This is a genomic window from Lagierella sp. ICN-221743, from assembly GCF_037890055.1.
Lineage (GTDB): Bacteria > Bacillota > Clostridia > Tissierellales > Peptoniphilaceae > Mediannikoviicoccus.
Genome location: NZ_JBBKBD010000006.1, coordinates 90,438 through 106,657, shown reverse-complemented (window position 1 = coordinate 106,657; position 16,220 = coordinate 90,438). Strand labels below are relative to the sequence as shown.

The following is a 16,220-nucleotide window of genomic DNA, read 5'->3' as shown; positions in this document are numbered from 1 at the left end:
TTTCGTACGGTTCCTTTCCCCCTTGAACCCCCTTTACCTCCCAACGACTTGGGGCAAGCCCCAAGACCCCGTTGTAAAGAGGAAGAAAATCTTGTTGGATTTTCTTCTGGTTTTGTATTTTGTTTTGGAGACTTTCTTTTTCTTTAATGATTTATTTCTAAGGTCTTACTTCTTTTTCAGAGATTCTTCGACTCCAATTTTTACTTCGTAAAAATTTTCGCTCAGAATGACATTCGGGAGACATATTCGCTATATTACAATGAAAACTTAATATAGTTGTCATCCTGATAGGAAAAAATCTCTAACTTCTAATAAACACAAACTTCCCTTTATCCGACAAGTCTTTATCGTACTTATATCCATCTACATTGAATAATTTTATTTCTTCCAATTCTGTTATTTTATTTTTGCAAATGTAATTTAGCATTAGCCCTCTTGCTTTTTTTGATGTGGTTGAGTGGGATTTTAATTTATCTTCTTTTCTTTCGAAAAATTCGAAGTCGTAAATTTTAAATTTATTTCTATCTAGCAGGCTTGAAAACTCGTTTGACGCCAGGTTTAAAATCACTTCGTCTTTATCAAAGGCCTTATTGTATTCCTCTTTCCAAAAGTTTTTTAGACTTTCGCCATTTATTTTTAATTTTGTATTAAAGTCTAGGCGATATGGTCGAACTAACTTTTCAGGGCATAGAGGACCGTAAAATGTAGACAAAATTTTTAAATGGTCATCCATATATTTTCTTTCGTCTTCATTTAAGCTTTCAACATCAAATGAACGAAAGGCAATGCCGTGATACATCTCTATTGCTCTAAAGCTTTCGCTCTTTTCAAAGTCTTCTATATACATCAAAACTTCTTTTAAAACTTTATCTGAAATTTTGAAGATCTCTTTTATGTCTTCAGGTTTTAGATTTTTTAATTCTTTAATTATTATTTTTTTCTTCCCATTGAATTTAGTTTTTTCTTCAATTGGTCTATTAAAAGTCATCTCTTTGCTTGGTGAAAAAATTATTTTCATGGTCCACCTCCGTACCCATTATAACAAAATTGAAAAATTTTTTTAAAAAATAAGGCAAAAGCATAGAAAAGTGAATTAGTTTGTGTTATGGTACTAATAGTCATTAAGGTTATCAATATCATAACGTTAAATTACAAGTTGAGGTGAGAGAATGAACTTATTAATGGCACCTTTGGAAAAGGAGCTAGAAATAATAAAGGTAAGAGATAAGTTTGCTGAACGCGAAGACAATGATAGACACTTAAGTAATCTTGGTTTTGTAGAAGGTGCAAAAATCATGGTGGTATCTGAACAAGGTGGCAATTTAATTGTGAAGGTAAAGGGCTCAAGAGTTGCCATCGGTAAAGATATAGCAAAAAAAATTATAGTTGGTTAGGAGGTACATATGACTTTAAGAGAGGCAAAGGTTGGTTCTTATTATGTGGTCAAAAAAATTGAAGGTAAGGGGCCGCTAAAGAGAAGAATCATGGACATGGGTATTACAAAGGGAACGAAACTTTATGTTAGAAAGGTTGCGCCTTTGGGAGATCCTGTTCAAATAAACATAAGAAATTATGAGCTTAGCATCAGACGTGAAGATGCAAATATGATTATTGTTGAAGAAACTGTGGATAATGATTAAGGAGAATTGAGAAATGGACATAACAATAGCATTAGCCGGTAACCCAAATAGTGGTAAGTCAACACTATTTAATGCCCTAACTGGTTCTCATCAATATGTGGGTAACTGGCCAGGGGTAACTGTAGAAAAGAAAACCGGTATCTACAAAAAGGATAAGGAAGTAAGTATAACTGACCTTCCAGGAATTTATTCTTTATCACCATACACTTTGGAAGAGGTTGTATCTAGAAATTACTTAATGAACGAAAAGGTAGATGTTATTATAGACGTAATTGATGCAACTAATATTGAACGTAACCTATACCTTGCAACACAACTTTCTGAACTAGGAATTCCTCTTGTTATAGCTTTGAACATGATGGACGTAGTTAGAAAAAATGGTGAAGTAATAGATTCAAAGGAAATCGAAAAGAAATTAAATTGTAAAGTTGTTGAGATATCAGCTTTAAAGGAAGAAAATATAGATAACCTGATTTCTACTGCAAAGTCTTATGCAGGAACAAAGCACTCTGAAATCAAGACATTTGATGAAGGTGTAGAAAAGTACTTAACTGAAATTGAAGAGATTGTAGCTTCAATTAAGGATCATCCTTCTAAGAGATGGATAGCTATAAAGCTATTTGAAGAAGATGGAAAAATTACTGAAGAAATTGCAATAACTCTTGATGAAAAAACAAAAGTTGATGAAGTTATTAAGAGAGCTAGCGAAGAGTTTGAAGACGATGGTGAAGGTATTATCACCGACGCAAGATATGAATATGTATCTGGCGTTACAAAGGACACTGTAAAGAAGAAAAAGAAAGGTCTTTCAAGAACTGACAAGATTGACAAAATTGTTACTAATAGATTTTTAGCAATACCAATTTTCATAGTTATCATGACAATTATATATTATATAGCAGTTGAACTTGTAGGTGGTCCTGTAAACGACTGGTGGGCCGATGAACTTCTTGGAGAAAAGATTCCAGATGCAGTTAATGGCTTTTTAGAAAATCAAGGTGCATCACCAATGATTTCATCCCTTGTAGGTAATGGTATAATCGGTGGTGTTGGTGCAGTACTAGGTTTCTTACCAGTAATCGCAACAATATTCTTCCTTGTATCTATCTTGGAAGATGTGGGATATATGGCGAGAATTGCATTTATCCTAGACAGAGTATTTAGAAAGTTTGGACTTTCAGGAAAATCATTTATTCCAATCCTTATAGGAACTGGATGCTCAATTCCAGGAATCATGGGAACTAGGACAATTGAAAATGATAACGATAGAAGAATGACCATAACAGTTGCTTCATTTATGCCATGTGGAGCGAAGACTGAAATCATAGCAATGTTTGGTGCGGTTTTAGGTGGAGTTTGGTGGTATGCACCTCTATGGTACTTTGCAGGAATACTTGCGGTAATCATTTCTGGTGTTATCTTAAAGAAGACAAGCAGATTCCAAGGTGACCCTGCACCATTTGTAATGGAACTTCCAGAGTACCATATGCCAAGTATGAAAAATGTATTTAAAGCAACAGGACATAGATGTAAGGCGTTTATTGTTAAGGCGGGAACACTTATCCTACTATCTGCACTTATAATTTGGTTATTCACCAACATTTCAGTTCATGGAGAGTTTATAAGCTTTGATGATAATGGAGCAGAATCAATTCTTGCGCTTATAGGTAGAAAGCTTTCATTTATGTTTGCACCACTTGGATTTGGAGACTGGATGGCAACAGTTGCAACATTCTTCGGTCTTGCTGCTAAGGAAGTTGTTGTAAGTACCTATGGAGTAGTTTCAGGAATAGGAGCTGAAGCTGGTGGAGATGCTATGAGAAAGGTAATCCTTGAAAACTTCAACACCGTTTCAATGTTCTCATTCATCCTATTTAACCAACTTACTCTACCATGCTTTGGAGCACTGGGAGCAATTAAAGAAGAAATGGGTTCATCAAAATGGTTTAGATTTGCCTTACTATATCAACTATTCTTCTCCTACACAATAGCTTTCATGGTTTATCAAATTGGTGCCTTTGCAGTTTTAAAAACAGGATTTAATATTGCGACTGCAATTGCATTTGTAATATTAGCGTTATATCTATACCTATTATTTAGACCGAACAAATATAAGGATAGTCAAGGAGTTTTAAACTATTCAGTTAGTGGAAATTAAAGAAAGAAGTGGTAGAATGATAGACTACATTATAATAGGGCTTGTAATATTATTAGCCATATTTGCAATAAGAAGAGTTGTAAAGAACAAAGGCACATGTGACTGCGGATGCGAATGCAGCAAAGGCTGCCACGGTTGCCATGTAAATGAAGATAAATAAAAAATTAGGCGTTCGTCGTATGATGAGCGCCTTTTAATTTGTAAAAATAATTAAAAAAGCTATTGAGTTACCCCCAATAGCTTAACTTTATTTATGAAGTTTTTCTCCCGGAATAAGTGCATCAACACCACCAAATATTACGCCACCAATAAGTGCGCCAAGTATTGATACAGTAAAACCAGAAATAAGTTTACCAGTAATAAAAAGTATTAGTGCAGTTACTAAAAATCCAGAACAGCCCTTAGCGCTCCTTGAAAGTCCAAAGGCAGAGTCTAAAATTTGTTGTACAACTGCAATTACAATTGCAATAAGTGCTAGGGTTTTAAAACCTCCACTGTACTTCATTCCTGGAACAAAAAATGCGGTAACCGCTACAACAGCCATTGACACTACAAGTCTTAATAATAAATCAATAACTAAATTTCTCTCTTTCATAATATTCTCCTTTCAATTTCCGTATAACAATTATACCCTCATAACAATTAATTAAAACAATTTGATATGGGATGAAATAAAAATTTTTTACAGGGGCTCTTTGATGGTAAAATAGAAATAAGAAAGAAAATGGGAGGAAGTATGAAAAAGAATTTTAAAATTATGATTGGACTAGGTCTTGTGCTAGGAGTTCTATTATTAGTTCTACAAAATGTTTTAAAAATAGATCCATCTACATTTATGGACTACTACTTGAAATTTGGTGTAGCACTAATTTTATTTATATTAATTGTAAACACAATTTATTTTGTAATTATGTCTGCAAAGATAAAGAAAAAACTTGTGCTTTTCCATGAGGGCAATTACGGTGAATTTAATAGTGCGATGGAAGAGATACTTAAAAAAGCAAAGGGTGAGAACTTAAAAAACATAATAAGGATTAACCTTTCAGCAGGATATGTAGAAGATAAAGAATATGAAAAGGCAAAAGAGACGCTGGAAAATATAAAGCCTTTAAAACTTAGGGACGAAAGAGTTAGACTTGTTTACTATATAAATCTATGCGTTTGCAATTTTAAACTAGAAAACTACGAGAAATTCAAAGAGTTGTATGGGGCAAATAAAAATTTATTTAAAAAGTATAAAGATGAAGAAGGCTACAGCGAGTCACTGGTGCAATTAGAAATAACCCACTATATAGTAGAAGAGGAATTTGACAAAGCAAAAGAGCTTCTAGAAGTGACGAGAGAAAAATACAAAGACACTAAATATAAAGATGATTATAATGAGCTTGAAAAAATAATAAACGAAAAATGATTTTTTTCACTCTGTAATTCTGAGCGGAAAAATTCCGTAGGAATTTTGGGGTCGAAGAATCTCTGAAGAGAGGTTAGAAGTGAGAAGTGAAAATAGAAGTGAGAAGTAAGAAGTTGGAAGTTAGGGAAGAGGAACAAAAAAGCTTAGCTTTTTTGAGGTCGCCTTCTGACACTTTCCTGTCGGAAAGTGAAACGAGATCGACATTTGACCTACAACGAAGACTTCGTCTTCTGTTAGGTCAAGAATACTTCGGCTCGCTACGCTCGCTCAGGATGACTGAATAGAAGTGGTAAGTTAGAAGTGAGAGGTAGGAGAAGAAAAAGCACACTCACTCCATCACGGTGGTATAATATACACGAGGTGATAATATGAAAAGACGTAGTATTTTTATTGTACTTATTGCCATGTTACTTTTTGTATCATGCCAAGGAATAGTTAATAACCAAAAGGAAATGACCGTAATGCCATATGAATTTAGCGAAGTTGATGGTGGGATATTTAAATCATTAAATCCTGATTCTGCGGTGGTAAGTTATAAGCTAGATGACAAAATCGGAAATATTAAAATAGAGTTTTGGTCTGTGAAGGACTCCAAGTTAAATAAGGAAGATGTGCTTGAAATGGGCGAACTTATTAATAAGGAAGGTATTATTGCAGTAAGTATGCACCAATCAAACCTTGATGTTTCTGTAACAGACACGAAGGGAGAAGGATTTACAAGCGCATATAAAATGGAAAATCCCTACACAGAGCTTGAAGGTGGTTTTATAACTGAAGGCGCAGAGGAAGATGAAATAAAACTTTCTAAACCTATTGCGATTTTTAAACAATATGAAAGTAATTCTACAATAACTTTTCAAGATTTTAATGAAGAAAGTATCGTAAAGCAAGTTAAAAATGGGAATTTTGTAGTTGTTACATTTGAAAACAAATAAAGGCAGCCATGGAGGCTGTCTTTTGCTTTATAAACGACTTCTTTTAGTTTATACTTTAATGTAGGAGGAGTTATGGCGAAAATTGGAATTATAGGAGGGGGAGCCTCCGGAGTTTTTGCATCTATTCAACTTGCAAGACTTGGTCATGAAGTTCATATATTTGAACGAAATGACAAGCTTTTAAAAAAGATTTATGCAACGGGCAATGGAAGATGCAACTTTACAAATTCAAATATTAGTATAGAAAACTTTCATGGACAAAATGAAAAGTTTCCCATGTCAATTATAAATAATTTTACTTACGACGACTGTATAATGTTTTTCAATGGCCTCGGTGTAAAGGAGATTGAACTGGAAGATGGAAAGGTATATCCCATGAGTCTTCAGGCAAAGACCATTGCACAGGCATTAATACAGGAGGCGGAAAATCAAAATGTGGTTGTGCATTTAAATTCTTATATAAAGAAAATAGATTTTAAGAAAAATGTAAGAATTTTAAAGTATGATAACAGTGGATATACTTTTGATTATTTAATCGTTGCAGCTGGGGGCAGGGCCATGGCAAAGTCAGGCTCCGATGGAAATGGTTATAGCCTTCTGGAAGACTTGGGACATAGTATTACGAAGACTTACCCTGGCATTGTGCAGCTTAATACTAAGGAGAGTCTATACAAGACCATTCAAGGTACGAAGGTTTTAGGTGATGTTTACTTAGTAAAGGATGGAAAGAAGATATTAAAACAATCTTCGGATATTTTATTTACTGACTATGGAATTTCTGGACCTGGAATATTACAGATATCGGGACGGGCAATTGAGGAATTAAAAAATGGAAATAAAGTATTTGTATCCCTTGATTTGTTGTCCCATATGGAGATGGAAGAGCTTTTTAATTTTTTAATTTCATCCATAAGCCAAAATGGATACAAGAGTCCAAGGGATTTATTAAGCTGTATTCTTCATGATAATATTTCTGATTTAATCATTAGAGATTTGGAAATTTATAAAAATCATGTTAATGAACTTACTAATGAGGAAGTAAAATCAATTTGCCATAAGTGTAAGGATTTACGTCTGGAAGTGACTGGATATAAGTCTGAAAAGGACGGACAGATAACTTGTGGTGGTGTGGATACTAAAGAGATTGACCCAAAGACTCTAAAATCAAAAATATATGATAAACTTTACTTAATTGGTGAAATAATTGATGTGGATGGTGACTGTGGTGGTTACAATCTGCACTGGGCTTGGGCATCGGCATATGCATGTGCCCAGGGAATAGACGAGGTGGAAAATGTTTAAAATGACAAGAAAGCTACAGGAGCTTACGGACCGAGGAGAAGAATTAAAGATTGCTCTTGTAGGAAGCGGCAAGATGGGTACAGGACTGGTTAATCAAATCAGTAGAATAAAGGGAATGAAGACTTCAATTATAGTTGAAGAAAAACCAGAGAAGGCAAAGCACGCCTACCTTTCTTCCGGAGTTAAAGAAGAGGACATTATCTTTACAAATAAAAAATCACAGGCAGAACTTGCCATGAAGAAGGGACAGTTTGTAATAACTGAAAATTACGAACTATCCTATGGGCTGGATAAGATTCAGGGAGTTGTTGATGCAACTGGTAACCCTCCTTTTGGTGCAAAGCTTGCACTAGAATCAATCGAGAATTACAAAAATATAATTATGCTCAACGTGGAATGTGACGCAGTTGTTGGACCGATTATATATGACAGGGCAAAGAAAAATAAAGTTGTGTACACTGGTTCTGCAGGAGATGAGCCAGGAGCCATAATGGAACTTGCAAACTTTGCAGTGGGAGCGGGCTTTAAGTTACTTGCTGTAGGTAAGGGAAAGAACAATCCTTTAAACTACTATGCAACGGAAGATGACCTTAGAGAAGAGGCTTTGAGAAAAGGACTTTATCCAAAGATGTTAACTGCCTTTGTAGATGGAACAAACACAATGATAGAGCTTACTTCAATTGCAAATGCCCTTGGATTTACTCCAGACATCCCGGGATGCCATGGACTAACCACAGACATAAAGAGCATGGCAAAGCAGTTTGCTCTAAAAGAACAAGGTGGTATTTTAAATAGCTACCGCATTGTGGACTTTTGCTTTGGCATTGCGCCGGGAGTGTTTGCAGTTGTGACCCATGATACAACCGAAGTGCATGACCTAATGGGCTACTTATCCATGGGAGAAGGTCCAAACTATGTGCTATATAGACCATATCATTTAACAAGCCTTGAAACGCCGATTACGATTTATAACGCAATCGTTGAAAAGGATCCGACAATAGTTCCTGAAAAGGGACAGGTTTCAGACACCATTACACTGGCAAAGAGGGACCTTAAGAAAGGGCAAACCTTAGAGGGGATTGGTGGCAAGGATGTATATGGACAAATTATTAGTCATATTGATCAGAGAAAGAAAAATCTACTACCTATTGGCCTTATAACAAAGAAGACAAAGTTAAAGGTGGATGTTAAGAAGGATGAGCCTATAACCTATGATATGGTTGAACTTGAAGAAGACCAAGTTATTATAAAACTTAGGAAAAAACAGGATGAACTGGGACTATAGGAGATGAAAATGGAAAAATACGATAAAATTTTAGAAAATTTTGTAGATGAATTGCAAAAGAGAAAGACCATAGACGAAAAACTTATGTGGGTTTCAGAAATACTTTTTAGTAGTATGGAAAATGTTATATGGGCAGGCTTTTATCTAATGAATAGAGATGGCGATTTAATTCTTGCGCCATATGTGGGAGAGCCAGCTTGCATAAAAATACCTGTAGGTGCAGGTGTTTGTGGAACTGCTGCACTGCTTATGGAAACAAAAAAGGTTTATGATGTTTCAAAATTTCCAGGACATATTGTATGTGACGATTCTGCAAAATCAGAGCTTGTAGTGCCTCTAATAAAAAATGACGTGTGCTATGGTGTAATCGACATTGACTCAGATCTTATAAACAACTTCACAGTTGAAGACCAAGACTTTGTGGAACAAATTAGGACACTTCTTGTAAATTCAATAGACTTTACAGATAAATAACTTGACAATTATTAGTACTAATTATAAAATATAATGCATTGAAGACTGAAGAGTACGTTCTTTCGTGGAGGCTATAGAGAGATTCGGGTTGGTGGAACGAATTGCCAAAGTGTTAGATGGATCAACTTGGAGTCGGATATTCGATATGTAGAGTATCCCGTTAAACGCGTTAAGTTTTTGAGTGGTGAAAACAATTCACAATTTGGGTGGTACCGCGGAAATTTCGTCCCTAGTTTTGACTAGGGATTTTTTTATTTTCTAATCAACCAAATTGTAATATAGAATGAAAGGAATATAGAATGGCAAAATTTAAAGACCTTTCCAATAAGCCGGTAAGAGAAAGAGAGATTGCTACTGCAGAGTATTGGAAAGAAATTGACTTATTACATGAAACTGTAAAGCAAAGACCAAAGGATAAAAACTATGTATTCTTTGACGGACCTCCTACAGCAAATGGAAAACCAGGAATACATCATGTTATATCTAGAACTTTAAAAGATATGAACTGTAGATATAAGACTATGAGGGGCTACAGAGTTAAGAAAAAAGCAGGATGGGATACACATGGACTTCCTGTTGAGATTGAAGTTGAAAAGAAATTAAACTTAAAAAGCAAAAAAGAAATAGAAGAGTATGGTGTTGAAGCCTTTAACAAAGAATGTAAAAATTCTGTTTTCACATATGAAAAGGCATGGAGAGAGATGTCTCATAGAATGGCCTTTATGGCGGACATGGACCACCCATACATCACTTTAAATAACAACTACATCGAAACCGTATGGTGGTTACTTGACAATATGTTCAAGAAGGGCCTTGTATATGAAGGCGCAAAAATACTTCCATACTGTCCAAGATGTGGAACAGGCCTTGCATCACACGAAGTTGCTCAAGGTTATAAGAATATAAAGACTGAAACAATCACTGTGGCATTTAAGAGAGTTGACCATGATGAATACTTTTTAGCATGGACAACTACACCATGGACCCTACCTTCAAACGTAGCACTTACAGTTGGCCCAGACATTGACTATATATTAGCTGAGTCAAATGGAAATAAGTTCTATGTAGCAAAGGCATTGGCAGATAGCGTTCTTGGAGAAGGCTACGAAGTTATAAAGGAACTTAAGGGCAAGGACATGGAGTACATGGAGTATGAACAACTACTTCCATTTATTAAACCTGACAAGAAGGCTTTCTTTGTAACAGTGGCAGACTATGTATCCATTAGCGACGGTACTGGAATTGTACACACTGCACCCGCTTTCGGGGAGGATGACTATCAAACAGGTAGAAGATATAACCTTCCACTTATAAACCCTATTAATGAAGAAGGGAAGTTTGACGAAACTCCTTGGAAGGGTATGTTTGTAATGGACGCTGACCCTGAAGTTATTAAATACCTTAGAGAACAGGGCAAGGTGTTCAAAAAACAAAAGGTTGAACATAACTATCCACATTGCTGGAGATGTGGAACACCACTAATTTATTATTCAAAACCATCATGGTACATTGAAGTTACAAAACTTAAAGATAAATTTATAGATGAAAACAACAAAGTAAACTGGTTCCCAGAATTCGTTGGTGAAAAGAGATTTGGAAACTGGCTTGAAAACCTAAATGACTGGGCAATTTCAAGATCACGTTACTGGGGAACACCATTCCCTGTATGGAAGTGTCCAAATGGCCACACCACATCTGTAGGTTCAAGAAAGGAACTTAAGGAAAGAGCAATCGAAGACATCTCTGAAGATATAGAACTACACAGACCATATGTTGATGATGTTCACCTAAGATGTGAAGAGTGTGGAGAGGTAATGACAAGGGAAAAAGACGTTATTGACGTTTGGTTTGACTCTGGAGCAATGCCTTTTGCACAACATCACTATCCATTTGAAAATAAGGAGAACTTCTTTGAAGAACTTTTCCCTGCAGACTTTATCAACGAAGGTATTGACCAAACAAGAGGATGGTTCTATTCACTACTTGCAATATCAGTGTTAACTACAGGCAAGGCGCCTTATAAAAATGTACTTGTAAACGACCTTATCTTAGACAAAGAGGGCAAGAAGATGTCTAAGTCAAGAGGAAACACATTGGACCCAATAGAGCTATTCGATGAATATGGCGCAGATGTTGTGAGATTCTATTCACTATATGTATCTCCACCATGGGTACCAACAAGATTTGACGTGGACGGACTTAGAGAAGTTGAAAGTAAATTCTTTAGATCATTTAAAAACACCTACAACTTCTTCAAGCTATATGCAAACACAGACGACATTGACCCTAGAGAGTTCAATATAGAACCAAAGGATAGACCAGAAATAGATAGATGGATTCTTTCAAGATATAATAACCTTATTAAAGAATACAAGGCAGATATGGATATATTTGAAGTAACAAAGGTTGTAAGAAAAATATCCGACTTCGTAATAGAAGACCTTTCAAACTGGTATATCAGAAGAAACAGAAGAAGATTCTGGAAGACAGAGGTTGATGACGACAAAAAGGCAGTATACAATACCACATACGAAATCTTACTTGGACTTACAAAGTTAATCGCTCCAATAACACCTTTTATGGCAGAAGAAATGTATAGAAACCTTACAGATAAAGAGTCTGTACATCTTGACTTCATACCAGAGGAAGACGAGTCACTTATCGATATGAAACTTGAAGAGAAGATGGATATTGTAAGAGAACTTGTAACTCTAGGAAGAGCTTCAAGAGAAGAAGTAAATATAAAAGTAAGACAACCATTAAAGGAAATTGTGGTAGATGCAAAATATAAAGAGATTATTGAGGACTTAGTTCCACTTATAAAAGAAGAACTTAATATAAAAGACGTGGAATTTAGAAAAGATCTTTCAGAGTTTATGAACTATGAATTAAAACCTGACTTTAAAGTGGCAGGAAGAATTCTTGGAGGAAAGATTAAAGACTTCCAAAAGTTCCTACAAGAAGTGGACGCTAAGGAATTTGTTTCAAAACTAAACGAAACTATTCAAAAAGTTAAGCTTAAAGATGAAGATACGGAAATTAAGAGAGAGTACGTTGAAGTTAGAGTCTCAGCAAAAGAGGGCTTTGACGTAACAATGGACAACAATCTATTCGTAATCTTAGACACTACCATAACTCCAGAGCTAAAGGCAGAAGGATATGCAAGAGAGTTCATATCAAAAGTTCAACAGATGAGAAAGTCAAACGACTACGACATCTTAGACAACATCATCATAGAGTACACACCAACAGCAGAAGTTGAAAGTGCTGTTGAAAAGTTTAGAGAATTTATTAAAGATGAAACTCTAGCAGTGGAAATAAAAGTAAACAATGACTTAAATGAAGAGACAGTTGACTTAAATGGTGAAGAAATAAAAATAAAATTAATAAAGAAATAATTTTTTTCCCTTACTGTGAAAGCAGTAGGGGATTTTTTTCTATTAATGCTAATGAATGATCAATCTTGAAATAGTAATAATATGTTGATATAATACAATAGAAATGAGATTATTTGAAAATTAAATATATAGGGGCGAAAATTGATGGCAAAATAATTATACATATCTAATCAGCAAAAATAGAAGGGTATTTTAAAAAAGGATAGAGCCTTATGAATTAAATCAAGAGCTAGTTTCCCATTAATAATTAGTATACTTTCAAAAGTAGAAATAAAATATAAACCTAAAAAGGAATGATAAAAATGAAAAACAACATGAAAAAAAATTCAAGTAAAATTTATAATATTTTGGCAATAGTTGCATCAGTAGTACTTATTATTGGACTAAAGACTTTTGCAACACCATGCGATGGTATGATAGAGACTGCTAAGGGAATGGAAGTTCCTATGAAGTGCCATTGGACAGATGTAACGTTACTTTACTTAGGAATTGCCACAGCAGTTGTTGCCGTTGCAAATATAATTAAAAACTCAAAGTCTACACTTGAACTTTTAGGCATGGGAGTTTTATCGATTGCCATAACCATTGACAATGTAGGTATTGGAGTATGTAAAATGGAAGGTATGGCATGCCACACAATGAAGACATTCACTATTGTAATTGGCGTGGTGTACATAGTTCTTGGAATTTTACAATTACTTATTAAGAACGAGGTAGAATTATAGTGTTTAAACTGGCATTAAAAAATGTATTCAGAAGGAAAAATCAAGTTTTACTGGCAATCTTTGTGACCCTTCTTTCCACTTTAGTTTTTACCGTTGTGTATAACATCTATAGAGAAATTGACGACGGTTTAAAGCTTAATGAAGAGAGAATGGGTGCGGATGTGGTTATCTATCCAGCTGAAGCAGAGAGCAATCCACAGGACTTTCTATACAGTGGCGTCGCTGAAATGAAGTACATTGAAGAAGACAAGCTAATGGAAAGACTACCTAAGGATAAAATAGAAAAAGTAACAAACGAATTTTTTATAAGAACCCTGCCTGGGGCCGCATGTTGCAGTACGGATAAAATTTATAGAATTGTTGGAGTAGATGGTGAGTCTGACTTTTTAATAAAGCCATGGCTTGAAAATGAAAAAATAGAAAAAATTGAAGATGGTATGATGGTACTGGGCCAAAACGTAGGAAATGAATTTGGCAGAAAGGCATTTCTTTTAAATAATGTCTTTGATGTAAAGGGAAGGCTTTATAGAACAGGAAGTGGATTTGACGAATCCATCTTTATGGACATAGACACCGTAAGAATGCTAGGTAAAAATACATTTTCTTCCGACTATTTCGACGAAAAAGATCCAGGAAAATTAATAACCACTTCATTTATAAAACTAAAGGATGGAGTGGATGTAAATAAATTTATAGACAGCTTAAAAATTGAAGACTTAAAAGCTGGCGTAATTCACGTTTCACAAGTTAGGGATATGGTAAAAGAACAAGCAAACACATTTCTACAACTCTTTTTAATATTTGCGATTTTAGTGTTCTTAACAACTGCAATTGCCGTATCCACCCTATATAATATGATGGCAAAAGAGCGAAAGACGGAAATAGGATATCTTCGCTCCATCGGACTTAGCAAGAAGAAAGTGCTACAAGAGAGCTTCCTAGAAGTTTTAATTCAATCGGGAACAGCTGGACTTATTGGAGCAATTCTCGGTGGACTCTCAACGGTATTTATAACAGAGAGAATTAGAAAACTTATGGCACTCCCACTGGGCATGGACGTGAGACAAATAATTATTTCCATGTTGCTAAGTCTAGTATTTGCCATACTGATTTCACTACTTGCAACCATAAGACCAATAATGAAGAACTCATCCATTGAACCGAGCCAAGCTATTACAGGGGGGATATAATGTTGGAATTACAAAATATAACAAAGACATTTACAACTGGAGAAGCTGTAACCCCAATAAAAAATATCGACCTGAAGATAGAAAGAGGTAAAATAACAACAATATCAGGGGAGTCGGGAACGGGTAAGTCCACGCTATTAATGATAATAGGAGGGCTTTTAAAACCAACAGAAGGAAAAGTTCTAGTAGAGGATAAAGATATTTGGAACTTAAACGATGAAGAGATATCAAATCTTCGTTCAAAGACCTATGGATATCTATTTCAATCCTCAGTAATGATAAAGGCACTTACAATTGCTGAAAATATAGAATTTGCAGCAAAAGTATCAGGAAGAAAAATCACTCAAAGTGAAATAGAAGAACTTCTAGACACAATCGGCATAAAAGATAAAAAGAATAGCCTTCCACATACACTTAGTGGAGGACAACGAAGAAGGGCAATGCTTGCAATAAACCACGCAAGAAACCCTGAAATAATTATTGCTGACGAGCCAACCAATGACTTGGACAAACACTGGAAGGAAAAGACCTTAGATTTTTTTAAACAGTGGAGGGATATGGGCAAGACGATAATACTTGCAAGCCATGACCCGGAAGTAGAAGCCTTAGGAGAAATAAAATACAAGATAGTTGATAGTGAATTGAAATTAAAATAAAAGGCAGGAGATGAAATATTCTCCTGTTTTTGTTTTATTTTGCGAAAAGACAAATCCTCCATTGACTTACGTGTAAACACGTATTAAAATATAATTGTCAGGAGGTAGGTATACATGCCGATGACACAAGCTGAAATGGTCAAACTTCTTAAAAAGCATGGCTTTAAAGAAGTAGAGGGGGGCAAGGGATCCCATATTAAATTAAAGAAGCCAGGACTCAAAAGACCAATTATTGTTCCACACGGTGAACTTAAAAAAGGAACCGAAAATGGAATACTTAAGGATGCAGGGCTGAAATAGCCCTCAATCTTAAGTAAAAAGGAGGTATAAAATGATAATTAGTTATCCAGCTCTATTTTATTATATTCCCGATGAAGAATACTATTATATTTCTTTTCCAAATTTAGGTGGAGGAGGAACACAGGGAGAAAATATTGAAGATGCCATGTTAATGGCAAGTGACTATCTTGGGTTGATGGTTTCAGATCTATTGGAAAGTGGAGAAGAGATTCCTAAAAGGAGTAAGATTAGTGAAATATCTCTTTCTAAAAATAATCCATTTAAAGATGATAAAGACTTTGAATTCAATTATGATGAAGAAAATTCTTTTATTTCCATGGTATATGTTGAATTAGAAGATTATTTGGGAAGCAATGAACTTGTGAAAAAGACTTTGTCCATACCTAAGTGGTCTAATGACTTAGGAAAAAGATTAAATTTAAATTTTTCAAAAGTTTTAACAGAGGCAATTGAAAAAATAGCAATTAATTAATTAATCATAGTTTTGAAAAACATAGACATCCGTAGAGGTGTCTTTTTTATTGCTTTAAAAAATCAAAATAAAAAAGTGCATTTCCATATACGAAAACGCACTTTGGTGCCGGAGGCGGGGGTCGAACCCGCACGATGTTGCCACCACGGGATTTTGAGTCCCGCGCGTCTGCCAATTCCGCCACTCCGGCAGGTCAATCACTTAACTATATTAACATATTTTCAAATGCCCTTCAAGATTTTTTCGTGATATAATATTAATATTAAGATTTTTG

Annotated in this window: 17 protein-coding genes, 1 tRNA gene and 1 other annotated feature; of the genes, 15 read left to right on the top strand and 3 right to left on the bottom strand. The window is 35.0% G+C overall.

The genetic code is table 11. The features are described 5' to 3' along the window. Window positions 1–301: 301 nt before the first annotated feature. Window positions 302–1,018, bottom strand: coding sequence for a peroxide stress protein YaaA (gene yaaA / locus WKS98_RS04570; protein ID WP_498917289.1), 717 nt, complete (start codon window positions 1,016–1,018; stop codon window positions 302–304). A 151-nt stretch (window positions 1,019–1,169) separates the two neighbouring features. Here yaaA and WKS98_RS04565 point away from each other — a divergent pair, with 151 nt between their 5' ends. From WKS98_RS04565 to WKS98_RS04550, 4 genes are read left to right on the top strand one after another with little or no spacing between them, the layout of a single operon-like run. Then, entirely contained in the window at window positions 1,170–1,394 is a 225-nt protein-coding gene (locus tag WKS98_RS04565; RefSeq protein ID WP_498917287.1) for a FeoA family protein, read from the top strand. A gap of 9 nt (window positions 1,395–1,403) precedes the next feature. Beyond that, window positions 1,404–1,640: a FeoA family protein gene (locus WKS98_RS04560; RefSeq protein WP_498917286.1), complete on the top strand. Its 237-nt coding sequence runs from the start codon at window positions 1,404–1,406 to the stop codon at window positions 1,638–1,640. A 13-nt stretch (window positions 1,641–1,653) separates the two neighbouring features. Beyond that, complete coding sequence (feoB, locus tag WKS98_RS04555; protein WP_498917284.1) at window positions 1,654–3,798, top strand: ferrous iron transport protein B; 2,145 nt, start codon at window positions 1,654–1,656, stop codon at window positions 3,796–3,798. Beyond that, a complete protein-coding gene (locus tag WKS98_RS04550) occupies window positions 3,788–3,958 on the top strand; it encodes a FeoB-associated Cys-rich membrane protein (protein ID WP_498917282.1) in 171 nt (56 codons plus the stop codon). Before feoB ends, WKS98_RS04550 begins: the two co-directional genes overlap by 11 nt. A gap of 87 nt (window positions 3,959–4,045) precedes the next feature. On the opposite strand, the gene WKS98_RS04545 is transcribed toward WKS98_RS04550, so the two are convergent. Beyond that, window positions 4,046–4,393: a phage holin family protein gene (locus WKS98_RS04545; RefSeq protein WP_498917280.1), complete on the bottom strand. Its 348-nt coding sequence runs from the start codon at window positions 4,391–4,393 to the stop codon at window positions 4,046–4,048. Window positions 4,394–4,534: 141 nt separating this feature from the next. Between WKS98_RS04545 and WKS98_RS04540 the strand changes: the two genes are divergently transcribed. From WKS98_RS04540 to WKS98_RS04490, 11 genes are all read left to right on the top strand, one after another. Next, window positions 4,535–5,209, top strand: coding sequence for a hypothetical protein (locus tag WKS98_RS04540; RefSeq protein ID WP_498917278.1), 675 nt, complete (start codon window positions 4,535–4,537; stop codon window positions 5,207–5,209). Window positions 5,210–5,577: 368 nt separating this feature from the next. After that, window positions 5,578–6,144 carry a hypothetical protein gene (locus WKS98_RS04535; RefSeq protein WP_498917276.1) on the top strand — a complete coding sequence of 189 codons (567 nt, stop codon included), beginning with the start codon at window positions 5,578–5,580 and terminating at the stop codon, window positions 6,142–6,144. Between the two features lie 72 nt (window positions 6,145–6,216). Continuing rightward, window positions 6,217–7,446, top strand: a complete 1,230-nt coding sequence (locus WKS98_RS04530) for a BaiN/RdsA family NAD(P)/FAD-dependent oxidoreductase (RefSeq protein WP_498917274.1) — start codon at window positions 6,217–6,219, stop codon at window positions 7,444–7,446. Beyond that, the gene (locus WKS98_RS04525) at window positions 7,439–8,731 is read left to right on the top strand and encodes an NAD(P)H-dependent oxidoreductase (protein ID WP_498917272.1); all 1,293 of its coding nucleotides are present in this window, start codon (window positions 7,439–7,441) and stop codon (window positions 8,729–8,731) included. The genes WKS98_RS04530 and WKS98_RS04525 overlap by 8 nt, the downstream gene beginning before the upstream one ends. A 9-nt stretch (window positions 8,732–8,740) precedes the next feature. Further along, window positions 8,741–9,205 carry a GAF domain-containing protein gene (locus WKS98_RS04520; protein ID WP_498917270.1) on the top strand — a complete coding sequence of 155 codons (465 nt, stop codon included), beginning with the start codon at window positions 8,741–8,743 and terminating at the stop codon, window positions 9,203–9,205. Window positions 9,206–9,234: 29 nt separating this feature from the next. Beyond that, window positions 9,235–9,439: a binding site (T-box leader), on the top strand. A gap of 65 nt (window positions 9,440–9,504) precedes the next feature. Next, window positions 9,505–12,603 (top strand): isoleucine--tRNA ligase, encoded by a 3,099-nt coding sequence (gene ileS, locus WKS98_RS04515; protein ID WP_498917268.1) that lies wholly within the window; start codon window positions 9,505–9,507, stop codon window positions 12,601–12,603. A 314-nt stretch (window positions 12,604–12,917) separates the two neighbouring features. Beyond that, window positions 12,918–13,328 (top strand): DUF4418 family protein, encoded by a 411-nt coding sequence (locus WKS98_RS04510; protein WP_498917267.1) that lies wholly within the window; start codon window positions 12,918–12,920, stop codon window positions 13,326–13,328. Next, complete coding sequence (locus WKS98_RS04505) at window positions 13,328–14,518, top strand: ABC transporter permease (RefSeq protein WP_498917266.1); 1,191 nt, start codon at window positions 13,328–13,330, stop codon at window positions 14,516–14,518. Before WKS98_RS04510 ends, WKS98_RS04505 begins: the two co-directional genes overlap by 1 nt. Next, window positions 14,518–15,174 (top strand): ABC transporter ATP-binding protein, encoded by a 657-nt coding sequence (locus tag WKS98_RS04500; protein ID WP_498917264.1) that lies wholly within the window; start codon window positions 14,518–14,520, stop codon window positions 15,172–15,174. The genes WKS98_RS04505 and WKS98_RS04500 overlap by 1 nt, the downstream gene beginning before the upstream one ends. Before the next feature lie 120 nt (window positions 15,175–15,294). Next, complete coding sequence (locus WKS98_RS04495) at window positions 15,295–15,474, top strand: type II toxin-antitoxin system HicA family toxin (protein WP_498917263.1); 180 nt, start codon at window positions 15,295–15,297, stop codon at window positions 15,472–15,474. 31 nt (window positions 15,475–15,505) lie between these two features. Beyond that, complete coding sequence (locus tag WKS98_RS04490; RefSeq protein WP_498917261.1) at window positions 15,506–15,946, top strand: type II toxin-antitoxin system HicB family antitoxin; 441 nt, start codon at window positions 15,506–15,508, stop codon at window positions 15,944–15,946. Between the two features lie 103 nt (window positions 15,947–16,049). Here WKS98_RS04490 and WKS98_RS04485 read toward each other — a convergent pair. Then, window positions 16,050–16,136, bottom strand: a tRNA-Leu gene (locus WKS98_RS04485). Window positions 16,137–16,220 lie beyond the last annotated feature (84 nt).